We start from the raw sequence: 15,221 nt of genomic DNA on the forward strand, positions 1-15,221 counted from the left end.
TCGGGGCGGGCCCACAGGAGCGAGCGCAATCGGCACCGCGAGACGGCCGGTCCTTCCCGGGGCGGCCGTCCCCGTCCAAGGTCCTGTCCAAGGCCTTGTCCAAGATCCCGTCCAAGGTCCTGCCGTCCCCGCCCGAGGTCCCTCGGGCCCGTGGTGAAGAATGGGTCCGTGACCCGAGCATCCCTGGACAAGCAGCCGCACGAAGTCGCCGCGATGTTCGACGACGTGGCGGCGAAGTACGACCTGACCAACGACGTCATCTCGCTCGGTCAGGCCCGGATCTGGCGCAAGGCCGTGGCACGGGCCGTCGACGCCCGCCCGGGGCAGAAGGTTCTCGACCTCGCCGCCGGTACGGGCACGTCCTCGCTCCCGTTCGCCATGGACGGCGCCTACGTCGTCCCGTGCGACTTCTCGCTCGGCATGCTGCGCGAGGGCAAGAAGCGCAACCCCTGGCTGCCGCTGACCGCCGGCGACGCCACGAAGCTGCCCTTCGCGGACGGCGTCTTCGACGCCGTGACCATCTCCTTCGGGCTGCGCAACGTCCAGGAGACCGACACCGCGCTGAGCGAGCTGCTGCGTGTGACCAAGCCGGGCGGGCGCGTGGTGATCTGCGAGTTCAGCCAGCCCACCTGGGCGCCGTTCCGCACGGTCTACAGCGAGTACCTGATGCGCGCCCTGCCGCCGATCGCCCGGACGGTGTGCAGCAACCCCGACGCGTACGTCTACCTCGCCGAGTCGATCCGCGAGTGGCCCGACCAGCCCGCGCTCGCCGCGCGGCTCCAGAAGGCCGGCTGGTCGAAGGTGGCGTGGCGCGATCTGACGGGCGGCGTCGTCGCGCTGCACCGGGGGTTCAAGCCGCAGGACTGACGGGCGGCCGTACGGAGGGGCGGCCGTACCGACGGGTGGGCGGCCGGACCGAGGGCGATTGTCATGGGCAGGGCGGTCAAGATCGATACGATCTTGACCGCCCTGCCCATGACCCTTCCCGAGCCCCGGAGGCACTGTGCCGACCGCGCCACCCCCGCCGTCGTATCCCCCGCCACCCTTGAGCGCCCCGCCCTCGCGCGGTGCGCTGTTCCTGCGCCGTACGGTCGCCGGGGACTGGGCGGGGGCGGCGAGGGCGGCAGCGTGGCCGTCCGCCCTGCTCCTCGTCCTCGCGGTCGTGATCTCGCTGCCGTCCTCGGACGAGTTCGACCGCGTGCGCCTCGGCGACTGGTCCGACCGCTTCCAGGTCGTCCTCGCCCTGCTGGTCCAGGGCCTCGGCGGCACCCTGGACGTGGAGCTGCGGGGTGGCGACACCCTGATGTCGATGTTCCTGCGCGGCAGCGGTTATCTCTCCATATGGCCGCTGACGGTCACGATTCTGTGGGCCGGAGCGGTGGCTCTGGGCACGGCCCGGCTGCGGCGCGTGACCGGAGTGACGAACGGGGCGGGCGGGGTGGCCGAGGCCGCCGTGCGCGTCGCGCTGCTGTGCGGGGCGGCGGTGCTGGTGCTCGCCCTGTGCGGGCAGCCGGACGCCGAGCAGCTGTCGGTCTCCACCTCGCCCGGTCTCGCGGCGCTGTTCTCGTGCGCGCTGGCGGGCGCGGTGAGCGGCGCGATGCTGTGCCGCGACAGGCTCGTCGAGCGCCTGGGCGCCGGCGCACAGGTGGTCATACGGGCGTGGGGCACCGCCCTGCGCGCCCTCGGGCTGTCGGTGGCGCTCTGCGCGCTGGTCGTGTTCGTCGTCCTCGCCACGCACCAGGACGAGGTGGGCGGCTGGACCGTCGTCGGTTCGCTCCCGGTGCTGGTCAACCTCGGTCTGATGGCGCTCGGCGCCTCCTGGGGCGCGGGCGTCGAGGGTTCGTCCACCGAGCACAGCCGCCATGTGGGCGGCACCCTCGGCCTCTCCGAGATAGGTGAACTGGCGGGCGGCTGGGCCCAGGCCGGCGCCGTGGCGCTGGGCGTGGTGTGCGCGGTGATCCTCGCCGTCCTGGCGGCGCGGCGCTCGGCGGACCGGGTGGAGCAGGTGCTGTCCGGGGCGTTCTTCCTGGCGGCGGTGTGGCTGCTGTCGTTCGTCTCCGGCGGCGACATGCGGATGGCCTCCGGTTCTTCTTCTCCCTTCTCGGGGCGCCTGCGGGGCATGGAGGCGTCGGTCGGCACGAACGCCGGGGAGTTGTTGCTGTTCGGCTTGCTGTGGACGGCGGGCGCGGTGCTGCTGGCAGGAGTGCTGGGGCGCCAGGGGACGAGCGGTGTGGGTGTGGTGGGTGTGGCTGCGGCCGTGGTGCCGCCCGCGCCGGACCGGCCCCCGGTGCCCGCGCAGCCGCCCGTACCGGCCAAGCCGCCTACGGCCCCGCCCGCCCCGCCCGTTCCGTCTGCTCCACCCGTGACGCCTGCTCCGCCAGTGACGCCTGCTCCGCCCGTGGCGCCCGTCGCGCAGCCCACCGTGCCCCCGGAGCCCCCGACGGCTCCCGTGCCCCTGGCGTACGCCGCACCCGCCCCCGTACCCGTCGCCCCCGCACCCGTCCCCCCTCGCGCGGGCTCCGCGCGCAGCCCGTTCCTGTGGGCGGCCACCGGTCTGGCGGCCTTCCTGGTCGGCGGTGCCGTGACGGCGGGCGTGATGCTGGTGGGCAACGACAGCGGCAGCGGAAAGGCCGACGACAAGGCACAGCCGCCGACCGTGTCGTCCCCGGAGTCCCCGTCGTCACCCACGTCGCCGCCGTCGACTTCGGCATCGGACGAGCCCTCCGTCCCCACGACCGGGCCCTCCGCCCCCACCCCCGCGACGCCGGACCCCGGCGCCAAGCCCAAGCCCCCGACGGGCGAGCCCCCGAAGGGCTACATCCGGATGACCTCCCCCGAGGGCTTCTCCCTCGCGGTCCCCGAGTACTGGCGCCGCTACACCAAGGGCGGCGACCAGATCGACTACCACGGCCCCACCGGCCCGGGCCAGCTGCGGATCGGCATCGTGCCGAGCGAGGGGAAGTCCTCGTACGACCACTTCCAGGAGCTGGAGAAGAACGTCTCCCAGCAGGACGGCTACACGCGGGTCACGATGACCCGCAACACCTTCCTCGGCCGCCCCGGCGCCCTCTGGGAGTGGACCTGGAAGGAGAAGAACGGCGAGGTCATGCGGGCGATGAACCAGGCGTACGTGGACGAGTCCGGCACCGAATACGCCGTCATGTTCTCCGAGCGCGAGCGCTTCTACCCCGAGGCGCGGCAGATCTTCGACACAGCGCTGCGCTTCTGGTGGGTCGGTCCGTACAACGCGAGCTGATCCGTCGTACCGAAACCGTAGAGCCGGGTGGGTAACGGCGGACCTCGCGACCGTCCGTACCCGCCCGGCTCATAGACTCGACCCGGCAGTGACCGTCCCTTGCCGAATCCCCTTTGCCGAACGGGAGAGCCGCCGTGACCGAGACCCCTACCGAACACAGCGCTGATGTGATCGTCGTCGGGGCGGGCCCGGCCGGCTCCACGACCGCGTACTACCTGGCCAAGGCCGGCCTCGACGTCCTCCTCCTGGAGAAGACGGCCTTCCCGCGCGAGAAGGTGTGCGGCGACGGCCTCACCCCGCGCGCCACCAAGCAGCTCGTGGCGATGGGCATCGACATCTCCGAGGAAGCGGGCTGGCTGCGCAACAAGGGCCTCCGCATCATCGGCGGCGGCGTCCGCCTCGAACTCGACTGGCCGGAGCTGGCGTCCTTCCCGGACTACGGACTGGTCCGCAAGCGCGACGACTTCGACGAGCAGCTCGCCCGGCAGGCCGTCAAGGCCGGCGCCCGGCTGTACGAGCGCTGCAACGTCGGCGCGCCCGTCATCGACGACCGCACGGGCCGCATCACCGGCGTCGAGGCGAAGCTGGGCGAGGAGAAGACCCCGGTCACCTTCCACGCCCCGCTGGTCGTCGCCGCCGACGGCAACTCCTCCCGACTCTCGCTGGCCATGGGCCTCCACCGCCGCGAGGACCGCCCGATGGGCGTCGCCGTCCGCACGTACTTCACCTCCCCGCGCCACGACGACGACTACCTGGAGTCCTGGCTGGAGCTCTGGGACCGCCGCGGTCCCGGCCCGGACCGGCTGCTGCCCGGCTACGGCTGGATCTTCGGCATGGGCGACGGCACGAGCAACGTCGGCCTCGGCGTCCTCAACACCTCCGACTCCTTCAAGGAGCTGGACTGGCGCGAGGTGCTCAAGGCGTGGTGCGCCTCGATGCCCGAGGAGTGGGGTTACACCCCCGAGAACATGACCGGCCCCATCCGCGGCGCCGCCCTCCCCATGGCCTTCAACCGCCAGCCGCACTACACCCGTGGCCTGCTGCTCGTCGGCGACGCGGGCGGCCTGGTCAACCCCTTCAACGGCGAGGGCATCGCCTACGCCATGGAGTCGGGCCAGATCGTCGCCGACGTCATCGTCCAGGCGCACGCCCGTGCCTCGTACGCGCAGCGGGAACTGGCCCTCCAGCGCTACCCGAAGGTCCTCAAGGACACTTACGGCGGCTACTACACGCTCGGCCGGGCCTTCGTGAAGCTCATCGGCAACCCGAAGGTCATGAAGATGGCGACGGAGCGCGGCCTGACGCATCCGCTGCTGATGAAGTTCACGCTGAAGATGCTGGCGAACCTGACCGACCCGACGGGCGGCGACGCGATGGACCGCATCATCAACGGCCTGAGCAAGGTGGCCCCGAGGTCGTAGGAGCCTTCCCGCTCACAGCGGTTCATCCTTTCGTGGGGCTTTCGCGCCGTTTCGGCGAGTCGGCTCGACGGAAGGTAATGGGGGAGAGCCGGAATCCCGTTGTGAGGGGGATGTGCTCGCCATGACGCGTACGAACCGCCTTCGCCGAGCCGCTCGAGCCGCCCAGGTCGCCGCCGTCACGGCGGCGGCTCTCCTCCTCCCCGTCGCCTTCCTCGCGACGCCCGCCCGGGCCGCGACCTCCTGCACCGTCAACGGCACGCCCGCGCCGGGCCCCGAGATCACCGGTACCGACGGGGACGACGTCATCGTCTGCACCGGCCTGGACGTGGGCGCAACCGTCGACGCCAAGGGCGGCGCCGACACGATCACTCTCAACGGGGAGGTGTCCGGCACCGTTCTCGGTGGCGACGGCGCGGACCACATCGTCCTCGCGGAGGGCGCCCGGCTGACGGAGAAGGGCGTCATCGACGGCCAGGCCGGGAGGGACGAGATCGACCTCAGGGGCGCGGTCCTCGGCACGGTCCGCGGCGGCCAGGACGACGACCTGATCCTCCTCTTCAAGACCGCCACGACCGGCGAAGCCAGCCGCATCCGCGGCGCGCGGGGCGCGGACGTCATCCTCGCCGACGGCGCCGTCACCATCCGCGGCCTCGTGGAAGGCGTCGACGGGAACGACTTCATCGACATCAACGGCACCGTGGCCCCCACGGGCAAGGTGCACGGCGACGACGGGGACGACACCCTCCACGTCCACGTCAACCAGGGCGAGGTGGACGGTGGCGACGGCACGGACGTGTGTACGGTCGACAGCGGGAATCAGCCCCTGAACTGCCCGTGAGCTCTCACTCGGAGCGGTTCTCGCCCTCCACCGGCGACCAGACGTTCTTCCCCAGCCAGTAGAAGTACTGCGGACGGTCCTTGATGGCACTGGTCCGGAACGGGCGCCCGTGGTCGTCGACGCGGACGGTGCCGTGCCGGTCCCCGCTGCTCCACTCCAGCTCCAGGTACCAGCTGACGTCATGGCCCTTGGTGTGCGCGGTCACCTTGAGCACCTGGGGGTCGGTCGAGCTGACCTTGTAGGGGAAGTCGGTGGCCGGGATCGCGATGTCGCCCTGCATCCCGCCCTTCGCCCGGGCCTGCGGCTGCCCGGCGTCGAGGTCGACGTCGTGGAAGGCGGGCGTGAGACCGCCGCCGCAGCCGCTGCCCATCGCGTACGCGGTCCAGGAGAGCGGCGCCGACCGCTCGACGACCCGGACCCGCAGGGCGTGCAGCACGACGGCCTCACGGCCCTTGCCCTGTACGGAGAGCTCGACGTCCGTCCGGCCACCCGCCACGGCCCGCAGGTTGGCCGCCCAGCCGGGCGCGTCCTGCTCCTCCGGGGGCGGGGGCATGAACGCCGGCTGCCGGTCCGTCAGGTAGTACTGGTCGCAGTGGTCCTGCCAGACGTACGGGCGGGTGGCGACGGTGAGGGGGATGCCGGCGGCGGAGCCGCCACCGCCGCCTCCGTCCGGCTTTTTGGGCCCGGTGCTGGGGGTGGGGGCCTCGCTCGGTATCCCCGGCGCAGGGGCGGCGGTGCTGCCGGAGAGGGAGGGGGAGGGGGGCAGGGGCAAGGCCGAAGGGGGCGATGCGGTGAGCGGCTTCGGTGTGCTCGCCCGGCCGGGCGCGGCGGGGGAGTACGCCTGTCCGGGACGGCGGGCGTCGTCGTGGTGGACGCCGCTGCCACGGTCCGGGGAGGCCGCGTAACCCACCATGACGGCCGAGGTGGCGGCGATGGCCACGACGGCGGCCCCGAGGAGGGCGAGCCTGGTGGTGGGCAATCGTCCCGCAGGGCGGGACGGGTGGGCACCACCCGACGACGTGCCGGTAGTCGCCGACGAAACGGCCGTGGCGGCGGCGCCTTGCGCGGGCGCGCCCGGTACCGGGGAGGCGTCGGCCTCGGCCGCGCCCTCGGCCGTGCCTTCGGCGGTGGCCGCCGGGGCCGCCACCGCCCGGCTCGTCGCCGCCTTCCGGCGGCGGGCCGCATCCGCGAGAATCCAATGGCGGTGGAGCTCGACGAGCTCCTCGGGCTTCGCCCCGCACACCCTGGCGAAACGTTCCACGGGGGCGTACTCCGCCGGCACGGCGTCCCCGTTGCAGTAGCGGTGAACCGTCGACGTGCTCATGTGCAGCCGCTTGGCCAGTCCCGCGTAGCTCTGCCCGGAGCGGGCCTTGAGCTCACGGAGCAGTTCGGCGAATTCCTCGGTCTCCTCGGCCATCGGCCGTGCCCCTCCCCATCCCAGGACCGCGTTCCAGGGGAATGGCATTTCCCCAGGTCAGAACGCGTTCGACCATTCCATTTTCCCGGATGGTTCGAACGCCATTGCGGTCGACTCGCCGGGCGCCGCAGGCTGTGAGGGCGACGAGCGGACCGCCCTTCGGTCGGCCGCCGGATCTCGCCCTCGACTCACCACACCGCACCCGCGTCCATTCGCACAGGAGACACTCATGCCCACCGCCGGCCGTATCACCGCCGCCGCCTTCGTGGCCGCCGCCGTCGTCACCCTCACCGCTTGCCAGGGCCAGAGTGTCGCCTCGAACCAGGTCAGCCCCGCGCCCGCCACCTCCGCCGCCAAGGAGCTCGCGTCCTCGACCGCGACCCCCGGTTCCGGCAGCGCGGCCCGTCCGGGCACCCCGGCTGCCAAGCCCGCCGCCACCACTCCGGCTGCCAACAAGGGCAAGGCCGCCGACCGCATCGTCGCCTGCTCGGCCGCCAACTCCAAGGTGACGGTCAACGCCATCAGCCGCCCCATCAACCACCTGGCCCTCACCGTCACCAACACCAGCGGCAAGCGCTGCGCCGCGTACAGCTCCCCCGCCCTGATCTTCGACGACGCCCAGGCCGCCATCCAGGCCATGCGGGAGAGCGTGCCGCAGTCCGTCGTCATGCTGGAGCCGGGGCAGTCCGCCTACGCGGGTATCCGCCTCTCGTCCGCCGACGGCAGCGGCGCCCACGGCCGCACCGCCCACGACCTGACGGTCTACTTCTCCGGCCGCTCGGGCAACGACTCCACGGGCACCCCGGCCCACCTCGCCCTCCCCAAGGACACGCACATCGACGACTCGGCCGCCGTCACCTACTGGCAGTCGGACCTTCAGGACGCCATCAAGTGGTGAACGCGCACGTCGCGAGCGCCCGGAGCTACTGACTCCGTAGCGCTCAGACGATTCCGAACGGGATGCTCTTGGCCACCGCACCGGACAGGTCGGCGAGCACGCCGAACTGACCGCCGTTCTCCGCGTACGACTTGGGCAGAGTCACTTCCACCCACGCTTCGCGCTTCGATGTCGTACAACGGACGCTGCCGTCCGGCTGCTCTTCAGGCATCCACTCCACACCGTTGATCTCGACCGTAGGCGCATAGGGGTTGTAGCGCTTGTACCCCGGCGTCAGGACGAGGGGCCGCTGCACCCCACAACGCAGGACGATCGCCGGTTTGCCCCAGGCGGCCATGAAGTCCGAGCCCTTGGGGTCGCTGGTGCGCTTCCTGTCGTCCAAGCTTCCGGGAAGCTCTCTGCGCAGCGCATGACAGCGCTCGCTCTGCCGCCCGGAGGGCGTTGGAGCCGGCAGGGAGTTCGTCGCTTCGTCATCAGCCGAGCAGCCGACGGAAGCGAGTATGGCTGCGACAGCAGGCAGAGCCGTTAAAAGGCCACGTCGAGATTTCACTTAGCCGAGGATAGGGAGGACGCCCGACCGCCCCGGCGAGGCAGCGCCTTCCTCAACCTGGATAGCCAAGTGGGGGCGGGATTCCGCTGTGGGCTATCGGTGCGCCACAGCGGCGTTATACGCGTACAGGGCGACGAGGCCGATCACGCACACGATGACCACCCACGAGCCGAGGCCTGTGCGCCGACCTTGTCGGATCCGTCGGTTCCGCTTCCCGACCCGCCGGGACGGCGCGTGCCGCGCGGAGCGCGTGGGCGGAGCCGCCTCGGTGGCGGCCTCGGCGAGGAGGCGCCGGCATATCGCGGCGAGTTCGTTCGTGCCCGCGCTGAGGCTCGCGACAGCCTCCGAACGGGCGGGGGCGGTCGTGCCCCCGTCGAGTATTCGTCCGGCTCGCAGCAGAATCTCGTCCCGGCCGCCGCTCGGGGCCATGCTGATCCACCGCCGCACGTGCTCGCCCCGGATGACCACGCCCCCGCCCCGCTCGCGGTACACGACGTGCTCACGCCACAGTAAGACGGCCACTTCACTGGCGGTCTCTCTCAGGCGCGTCCCCATGATTCCTCCCCTTCGACAGGGTGCCGCGCGTCGAACGGTCCCCGTGTGGTCATGCCTCCACGGTAAGTGACACCACTGACAATCCCCGGTCGGTCGTCAGGCGTTCGCCCGCAGCACCAGGGATGCGACCACGGGCGCCGCGTACAGCAGCGGCATGGGCACGTGCGCGTACGAGCGCGCCCGGACCACGGTGACGACGGCCCCGGCGAAGTACAGCACCAGCCCGACCCCGGCCAGCACGCCGATCGCCGGCACGGCCAGCCCTACCAGCAGGCCCACGGCCCCTGCGGCCTTGGCCGCCCCCAGCCAGGGCAGCCACGCTTCGGGCACGCCGTACGCGGTGAGCGACCGCACGATAGCCGGGGCGCGGAATATGAACGTCCCGGCGGAGACGGCCGCCATGGCGGCGGCGAGGACGGTCACGACGACGTAGGCGGTGGACATGGCGGCTCCTCGTCCCGGGCGAGTTCGTCCGATGTCCTGACTTTCCGCCCCGGGTCCGTTCAAACCGCCGGTTGCTAGGCAGCGGTTACCTTCGCCCGTTGGCCTTGATGCGCGTGATGAGCGCTGCCATCCGTGCGCGGGGCGTGGCGATCACGATGCCGGGCGCGTCGCTTTCGCGCAGCAGTACCAGCGCGATCATTGCCTGTACCTCCAGGCAGTTGTTGCCACCTCCGCCGCAGGCGGACGAGCGCTGCCACGCGGGCTCTGGGCTCACTGCAACGGCCTTTCCTTGATGCGCGTGATCAGCGCACGCACCTCCGCGCGGGCTGCTGCGATGACGGCCGTGGGGGCGTCGCTCTCACGTATGGCCACCGAGCCGTCGAGAGGTCTCAGCTCCACGCAACTATTGTCCGGGCCCCCGCCCGAATACGAGGACTTCTGCCATGCGCGGGATGTATTCATGGCCTTGATCTCACGTTTCCTGGATCAGTTTGTGGATGAACTGCCGTGAACCGTCGACGCTTAGTGCTGTCTGCGTCAGCGTGGCGAACATGTTGCGGAACACGGACAGCAGCGCGTTGGCGCTGATGAAGCTACCGCCGAAGGCAGCGTCGATCTGCACGGTGTCGAGCTCAGGGATGGGGCCGAGAGCGTAGAACATCGACTGGGCTGTCCCGGTCAGGCCGTCGGCATCGAAGGGGATCACCAGCAGCTTCACACTTGGCCACTCCGCCACCTCCGCCAGGAACTCCAGTTGCGCTCGCTGCACAGCTCGGCCTCCGTACCGCATGCGTAGCGCGGCTTCGTGCACGATCGCCACAGTGTCCGGAGGCGTCTTCCGGTCGTAGATTTGCCGCCGGCGGGTGCGATGCTCGACGCGCGCGTTGAGTTGGGCTCCCGGCAACGCGGGGATCGCGCTGCCGAACAGCGCACGCGCGTAATCCTCGGTCTGAAAGATCCCCGGGACGTAGGTGATCTGCAGCAAGTGGAGCGCTCGGGCGTGGTGTTCCAGCTCCGATACATCGAGGAACCCCGGCGTGAGGAGTCCCCGGTACTGCTCCCACCATCCGCGCACGCGCTCGTCCGTCATGGCGCACAGCTCGTTGATGAGCCTGACGTTGCTCGCCTTGTAGTAGGAGGCGAGCTGGCGGATTCTGTCAGCGCTAACCCCCCATCGCCCGGCCTCGATATGGCTGATCTGCGCTGCCCCACCGCCGAGCAGGGCGCCGGCCTCTCGTGCGGACAAGCCTGCCGCTTCTCGGAGCTTCCGTAGCTCGGCGCCCAGCCGTGCCTGGCGGGCTGTCGGATTGCTTCTCGGCGGCATGGATCGCCCTCCGTCCGGTGCTTCGAGTCTCGCGCGCCACCATCCCACAGGTCCACCGTCTGTCACCTATTCGTGTCTCAGCGTTGCACCGGTACAGCTTTGTGCCCTACGTTCGTCCGCACCGCGCAATGCGGCCGGGAAGGTCCGAAGTGCAGCCATCGGCAAGCAAGTTGAGGCCAAAGCTGGTGGCCGGGCCACGGACGACGGCGGCGCGCGAAAGCGAAAACGCATCGGCAACCCGAATAGGGAGGCGCCCCATGAGCGCAACCGTGCTCAACGACCCACGAACCGGCCCCCACTACAACCCCGGAACGTTCTACGAGCTAGCCGCACCGGCGACGGCGACAACCGCCCGCCTCGCCCGCCAGTTCGTACGCGGAACGTTGCAGGTGACCAGCCACCCCGCCCTCATCGACGACGCGTGCGTCTGCGTCTCGGACGCCGTCGCGAACGTCGTCCAGCACGCCCGCGTGTCCGCGCTGTCCGTCGAAGTGACCGTCAGGCCCTACCGGGTGGTCGTCGCCGTGCGGGACGACGACCCGGTCCGGCGCCCGTACGGCCGGCTCGCCGCGAAGGCGGGCGATGAGCGCGGCCGGGGCCTCGTCCTCATGAACAAGCTTTCGCACGCCTTCGGCGTGAACCTCGTCTGGGACGGGCTGCACGTCGTCGGCAAGCGCGTGTGGTTCGAGCTGCGGGAACGGTGATCACGGCGTCGGGCGACCGCCACCGCCACGCCAGGTCGCGTACAGCCCGGACAGGGACGCGGTGACGGTCGCCAGCGCGCCGGGCGAGACGCCCAGCAGCACGAGCAGGATCCCTGCTGCCAGAACGGCTAGGAAAACGATCAGATCATGAACCCGCTTGCCGTCGTTGGCCATTGAGGCCCCTTCCCGTGGTCGGTGGTGGTACGACTCAGGGTCGATGGGGACGGATGCGCTGCGGCAGCCGCAGCGGTGCTGACAGGCGGGTGGCAGCGTGAGTGAACTACAGGCGTTCGGGGAGGGGCTCTCGCCGGAGATGCGCGCGCTGGCGCAGGCGCTGCGCGATCTCTTCGCGGGGCTGGAGATCTCCGAGCGGCGCTATGCGGCCCGTCGCAGCTATGACTCGTCCACGGTCTCCCGTTACCTGAGCGGACAGCGCCTTCCGCCATGGGAATTCGCACTCAACTTGCTGAACGACGTCGCGGAAACGCGTGGCACAGTGCCGACGCCGGAGACGACGGAGATGCTGCGTGCCCTGCACCACGCCGCGCTCAAGGCGGGCAAGAGCCCCACGCACAAGGTGCAGTTGTTGCAGCAGCAGCTCGCCGTGGCGGACGAGGACGCCCGCCGCGCCGCCCAGCGCGAACGGTGGCTGGAGGACACCCTCCGCGATCGCGAACACCGCGTCCGGGAGCTGCAGTTGCAGCTCGGAGGGTTTCGGGCCGGTCCCGATGTCGACGCCGATCGGTCACGACTGTTCGCCGAGATCCAGCAGTTGAAGGATGAGCTGGAGGAGACGCGCGAAGCGCATCGCCAGGCGGAGGAACGGTGCGAGCGGCTCGAACGGAGGCTGGCCGACGCGGAGCGGCGTGCCGATCCCAGGGGTGAGCTGGTCGTCGGCGCCCATGAGCGTCCCGGAGTGCAGAACGTCTTCAACGGCCGCCACATATACGTCAATGAATCGAACCGGTGGGCGATCGACGAAGCGTTCGTCGCCTCTCTGACGGTGCTGGTCAGGCAGTCATATCGGGGGGACGGCGACAAGCGGATATGGAAGACCAGCAGCGGACTGCTCGTCGATGCGAGCACGGTGGTCGTACCGCAAGCCGCACCCGTAACCACCGGGGCCGCATGCAGGGTGTATCCGAAGGCCGGTGAACGGGTCCTCGCGAAAGTCATCGAGAGCTCTCCTTCCCCGTTCGGGCTGGCGGTCCTGCGATTGGCCGAGCCCCTGCAGGGCCCGGTGCCGTCGTTCACCCTGGGGCAACGGCCCGCCCCGGGATCCCGTGTGCTCGTCAACGGCTACGCGTTCGGCGATGGGGGGGCTGGCCCAGCCGCACTCCTGCCTGCTCGAAGTGAAGGGGCGGTCCGCCGAGTGGGTACGCGTCGAGGGAGAGCTCGAGCGGGGGTTGGTCGGGGCGCCGGCTTTCCACGTGGAAACGGGCGACCTGATCGGCCTGGTACGTGGGCACCTGCGCTCGGACCAGTCCAGAGGCCATCTCATCCCCGCCGAGGCGCTCCACGACCTCGAAACCCTCCCCTGACCGCCGAAGGCGCCCCCACCTGCGAACCCCCGACCCCAAGCCCCGCCGCGAGGCGGCCCGGTTTCGATCCCACCCGAAGGGGTTTGCCGAGCGGACCGTGACCGTCCCAGACTCCAACCATCGGCGCGGGGGCCGGGTGCCCGAGGGTAACGGGGGTGGGCACCCGGTCCCCGGATCCCTGGGGTCCCCGGATCCCGGACGCGCCGAAGGGCCGCCGTCCCGAGCGGGGGGAGCGGCGGCCCTTCTGGAGTCTGCTGGAGTCTGCGAACCCGCGTGACTACATGACGCGGACGGCGCCCGTCGGCGGGGAGTAGCTCAGGCTGCGCTCGACGACACCCGTGCTCGGGTTCTGCGCGCCGATGAACTTGCCACCACCGATGTAGACGGCGACGTGGTACGCGCTGCCCGCGGAGCCCCAGTAGAGGACGTCGCCGACCTGGAGGTTGTCGAGGCCCACCTGGGTACCGGCGGTCGACTGGTCCTGCGAGACGCGCGGCAGGTCGATGCCGATCTGGTTGTACGCGGCCTGGACCAGGCCGGAGCAGTCGTACGCGGAGGAGCCGGTGGCGCCCATGATGTACGCCTTGCCGACCTGGGCCTCCAGGAAGGAGACCAGGGTGGCGGCGTTGCCGCTGGCGTGGGAGCCGGTGCTGGAGCCGGAGGTGGACTTCGTGCCCAGGTCCGAGCGGTCGCTGTCGCGCGAGGCGCGGTCCTGCTCGGCGCGCTTGGCCTCGGCCTCGGCGGCCTTGCGCTCGGCCTCGGCCTTGCGCTCCGCCTCGTCCTTGACCTTCTTGGCCTGGGCCTTGGCGACGTCGACGGCCTCGTCCACCTGGGCGCGGATCTGGGTGTCCATGGCCGCCTGCTGCGTGGCGACCGCGCTCTGCGCGATGGAGGTGGAGAGGGCCGCGTTGAACGCGGGGATCTCCTGGGTCGCCTCGGCCGGCTTCTCGGCGGTGGCGGTCGCGGCGGACGCGGTGCCGGCCACGGCCAGCGTGCTGAGGACGCCACCGGCCACACCCGTGCGGACGACCCAGGACTGGGTCGCGGGGCGACGGTGCTTTCGGTGGCTGGTTATATGCGCGTTCGGGGACATGGGACAACGGACTATCAGTCCGCACAGGTTGAGTTCAAGATAAGTGACCTGCGCCACAGTTGACGTGTACGCGCTTGGAAATCGAGCCTTTTGATCACGGAGAGGTTACGGCGCGAGGTGGGCCCGAACGGGCGATCAAGCGCCTCAGCATGGCATTTGGCCATCGGCGACGACCGCCGGGCGTCTTATCACCTTTACGGCTCGGGCGTCGAGGCTACCCATGAAATCCGGCCGCCGAACCCCCCGCCGCGTGGCGCAACTCACGTATCGCGCGTCCGTCCGGTCTCTTGAACGCTCTCTCGAGGCGGCTTGTGAAGAGGTGCGCGTACCGGGTGTCCGAGCGGGGGTGTGGGCGGGGGTGCGGGTGTCGGTTCGGTGACCGTTCGTCGGGCATCCGACGGCCACCCCGGGCCGGCCACCGCAGAGGGCGGTGCCCCGCCCGTTGCCCCCTCAGGGGGCGACGCTCCTATATCAGTTGACCGACCCCCATGCCAATTTGCCCTATCGCGCCATGGCTTGATAATGGCTCACCTGCTCCCACCAGCGCTGGAGCCCCCGAATGTCACCTCTGGTGATCACTCAACCGCTTCGCGTATGAAGATCACCGCTCATCCGACTTAATGATCGTTCGTCAGGTGGTGGAGATCACAAACGCGGTCGTGTACGCCGTGTCGCAGATCACAGACCGGCGGGCATAGGATGCAGGCGACTCGGGCTTGTGAACTGCCTCACATGGCGGTGATCTTCGGAGAGCCTCCGTCCACCGGGTCCGGTCAGCCAGCAGTCAGCGTCGACAGACTGGAAGGAGCGAGGAGCGGTGAACGCCTATGCGCCCATCCTCGTACTGGGAGCCCTAGGTGCGGGCTTCGCGATCTTCTCCGTGGTCGTGGGCTCGCTCGTGGGGCCCAAGCGCTACAACCGCGCCAAGCTCGAGGCGTACGAATGCGGCATCGAGCCGACCCCGCACCCGGCCGGCGGCGGCCGCTTCCCGATCAAGTACTACCTGACGGCGATGCTCTTCATCGTCTTCGACATCGAGGTCGTCTTCCTTTATCCCTGGGCGGTCACCTTCGACTCCCTGGGGCTGTTCGGGCTCGTGGAGATGCTCCTCTTCGTGCTCACCGTCTTCGTCGCCTACGCCTATGTATGGCGGCGCGGCGGCCTGGAATGGGACTAGGGG

The 15,221-nt window shown here is 70.4% G+C and carries 17 protein-coding genes; 8 read left to right on the forward strand and 9 right to left on the reverse strand.

Annotated elements, in window-relative coordinates; all coding sequences use genetic code 11:
• Positions 1–168: 168 nt before the first annotated feature.
• From ACFYZR_RS14445 to ACFYZR_RS14460, 4 genes are all read left to right on the forward strand, one after another.
• Complete coding sequence (locus tag ACFYZR_RS14445; protein ID WP_391909951.1) at positions 169–867, forward strand: demethylmenaquinone methyltransferase; 699 nt, start codon at positions 169–171, stop codon at positions 865–867.
• A gap of 178 nt (positions 868–1,045) precedes the next feature.
• Complete coding sequence (locus ACFYZR_RS14450; RefSeq protein ID WP_391909954.1) at positions 1,046–3,256, forward strand: hypothetical protein; 2,211 nt, start codon at positions 1,046–1,048, stop codon at positions 3,254–3,256.
• Between the two features lie 134 nt (positions 3,257–3,390).
• Positions 3,391–4,677 carry a geranylgeranyl reductase family protein gene (locus ACFYZR_RS14455; protein ID WP_391909957.1) on the forward strand — a complete coding sequence of 429 codons (1,287 nt, stop codon included), beginning with the start codon at positions 3,391–3,393 and terminating at the stop codon, positions 4,675–4,677.
• A gap of 121 nt (positions 4,678–4,798) precedes the next feature.
• Positions 4,799–5,515 carry a hypothetical protein gene (locus tag ACFYZR_RS14460; RefSeq protein ID WP_391909960.1) on the forward strand — a complete coding sequence of 239 codons (717 nt, stop codon included), beginning with the start codon at positions 4,799–4,801 and terminating at the stop codon, positions 5,513–5,515.
• Between the two features lie 4 nt (positions 5,516–5,519).
• Here ACFYZR_RS14460 and ACFYZR_RS14465 read toward each other — a convergent pair whose 3' ends face one another.
• Positions 5,520–6,932, reverse strand: a complete 1,413-nt coding sequence (locus ACFYZR_RS14465; RefSeq protein WP_391909963.1) for a helix-turn-helix domain-containing protein — start codon at positions 6,930–6,932, stop codon at positions 5,520–5,522.
• A 229-nt stretch (positions 6,933–7,161) separates the two neighbouring features.
• Here ACFYZR_RS14465 and ACFYZR_RS14470 point away from each other — a divergent pair, with 229 nt between their 5' ends.
• The gene (locus ACFYZR_RS14470) at positions 7,162–7,830 is read left to right on the forward strand and encodes a DUF4232 domain-containing protein (RefSeq protein ID WP_391909965.1); all 669 of its coding nucleotides are present in this window, start codon (positions 7,162–7,164) and stop codon (positions 7,828–7,830) included.
• 43 nt (positions 7,831–7,873) lie between these two features.
• Here the strand turns inward: ACFYZR_RS14470 and ACFYZR_RS14475 are convergent, their stop codons facing one another.
• The 6 genes from ACFYZR_RS14475 to ACFYZR_RS14500 all read right to left on the reverse strand — a co-directional run bounded on the left by ACFYZR_RS14475 (position 7,874) and on the right by ACFYZR_RS14500 (position 10,703).
• Positions 7,874–8,380, reverse strand: a complete 507-nt coding sequence (locus ACFYZR_RS14475) for a DUF3515 domain-containing protein (protein ID WP_391909967.1) — start codon at positions 8,378–8,380, stop codon at positions 7,874–7,876.
• Positions 8,381–8,473: 93 nt separating this feature from the next.
• On the reverse strand, positions 8,474–8,935 hold the full coding sequence (locus tag ACFYZR_RS14480; protein WP_391909969.1) for a hypothetical protein: 462 nt from the start codon (positions 8,933–8,935) through the stop codon (positions 8,474–8,476).
• A 96-nt stretch (positions 8,936–9,031) separates the two neighbouring features.
• The gene (locus ACFYZR_RS14485; RefSeq protein ID WP_391909971.1) at positions 9,032–9,379 is read right to left on the reverse strand and encodes a DoxX family protein; all 348 of its coding nucleotides are present in this window, start codon (positions 9,377–9,379) and stop codon (positions 9,032–9,034) included.
• 85 nt (positions 9,380–9,464) lie between these two features.
• Entirely contained in the window at positions 9,465–9,653 is a 189-nt protein-coding gene (locus ACFYZR_RS14490) for a DUF397 domain-containing protein (protein ID WP_391909973.1), read from the reverse strand.
• On the reverse strand, positions 9,650–9,841 hold the full coding sequence (locus tag ACFYZR_RS14495; RefSeq protein WP_391909975.1) for a DUF397 domain-containing protein: 192 nt from the start codon (positions 9,839–9,841) through the stop codon (positions 9,650–9,652). The genes ACFYZR_RS14490 and ACFYZR_RS14495 overlap by 4 nt, the downstream gene beginning before the upstream one ends.
• 10 nt (positions 9,842–9,851) lie before the next feature.
• Positions 9,852–10,703 (reverse strand): helix-turn-helix domain-containing protein, encoded by an 852-nt coding sequence (locus ACFYZR_RS14500; RefSeq protein WP_391909977.1) that lies wholly within the window; start codon positions 10,701–10,703, stop codon positions 9,852–9,854.
• A 257-nt stretch (positions 10,704–10,960) separates the two neighbouring features.
• Between ACFYZR_RS14500 and ACFYZR_RS14505 the strand changes: the two genes are divergently transcribed.
• Positions 10,961–11,407: an ATP-binding protein gene (locus ACFYZR_RS14505; protein WP_391909979.1), complete on the forward strand. Its 447-nt coding sequence runs from the start codon at positions 10,961–10,963 to the stop codon at positions 11,405–11,407.
• Here ACFYZR_RS14505 and ACFYZR_RS14510 read toward each other — a convergent pair whose 3' ends face one another.
• Positions 11,408–11,581, reverse strand: a complete 174-nt coding sequence (locus ACFYZR_RS14510) for a hypothetical protein (RefSeq protein WP_387569225.1) — start codon at positions 11,579–11,581, stop codon at positions 11,408–11,410.
• A gap of 97 nt (positions 11,582–11,678) precedes the next feature.
• On the opposite strand from ACFYZR_RS14510, the gene ACFYZR_RS14515 reads away from it, so the two are divergent.
• The gene (locus tag ACFYZR_RS14515; RefSeq protein WP_391909982.1) at positions 11,679–13,049 is read left to right on the forward strand and encodes a hypothetical protein; all 1,371 of its coding nucleotides are present in this window, start codon (positions 11,679–11,681) and stop codon (positions 13,047–13,049) included.
• A gap of 176 nt (positions 13,050–13,225) precedes the next feature.
• Here ACFYZR_RS14515 and ACFYZR_RS14520 read toward each other — a convergent pair whose 3' ends face one another.
• Positions 13,226–14,041 (reverse strand): C40 family peptidase, encoded by an 816-nt coding sequence (locus tag ACFYZR_RS14520; protein WP_391909984.1) that lies wholly within the window; start codon positions 14,039–14,041, stop codon positions 13,226–13,228.
• A gap of 817 nt (positions 14,042–14,858) precedes the next feature.
• Here ACFYZR_RS14520 and ACFYZR_RS14525 point away from each other — a divergent pair.
• Positions 14,859–15,218 (forward strand): NADH-quinone oxidoreductase subunit A, encoded by a 360-nt coding sequence (locus ACFYZR_RS14525; RefSeq protein ID WP_126914770.1) that lies wholly within the window; start codon positions 14,859–14,861, stop codon positions 15,216–15,218.
• Positions 15,219–15,221: the final 3 nt, after the last annotated feature.

The sequence above is a fragment of the Streptomyces sp. NPDC001678 genome (genome assembly GCF_042892945.1).
GTDB lineage: Bacteria > Actinomycetota > Actinomycetes > Streptomycetales > Streptomycetaceae > Streptomyces.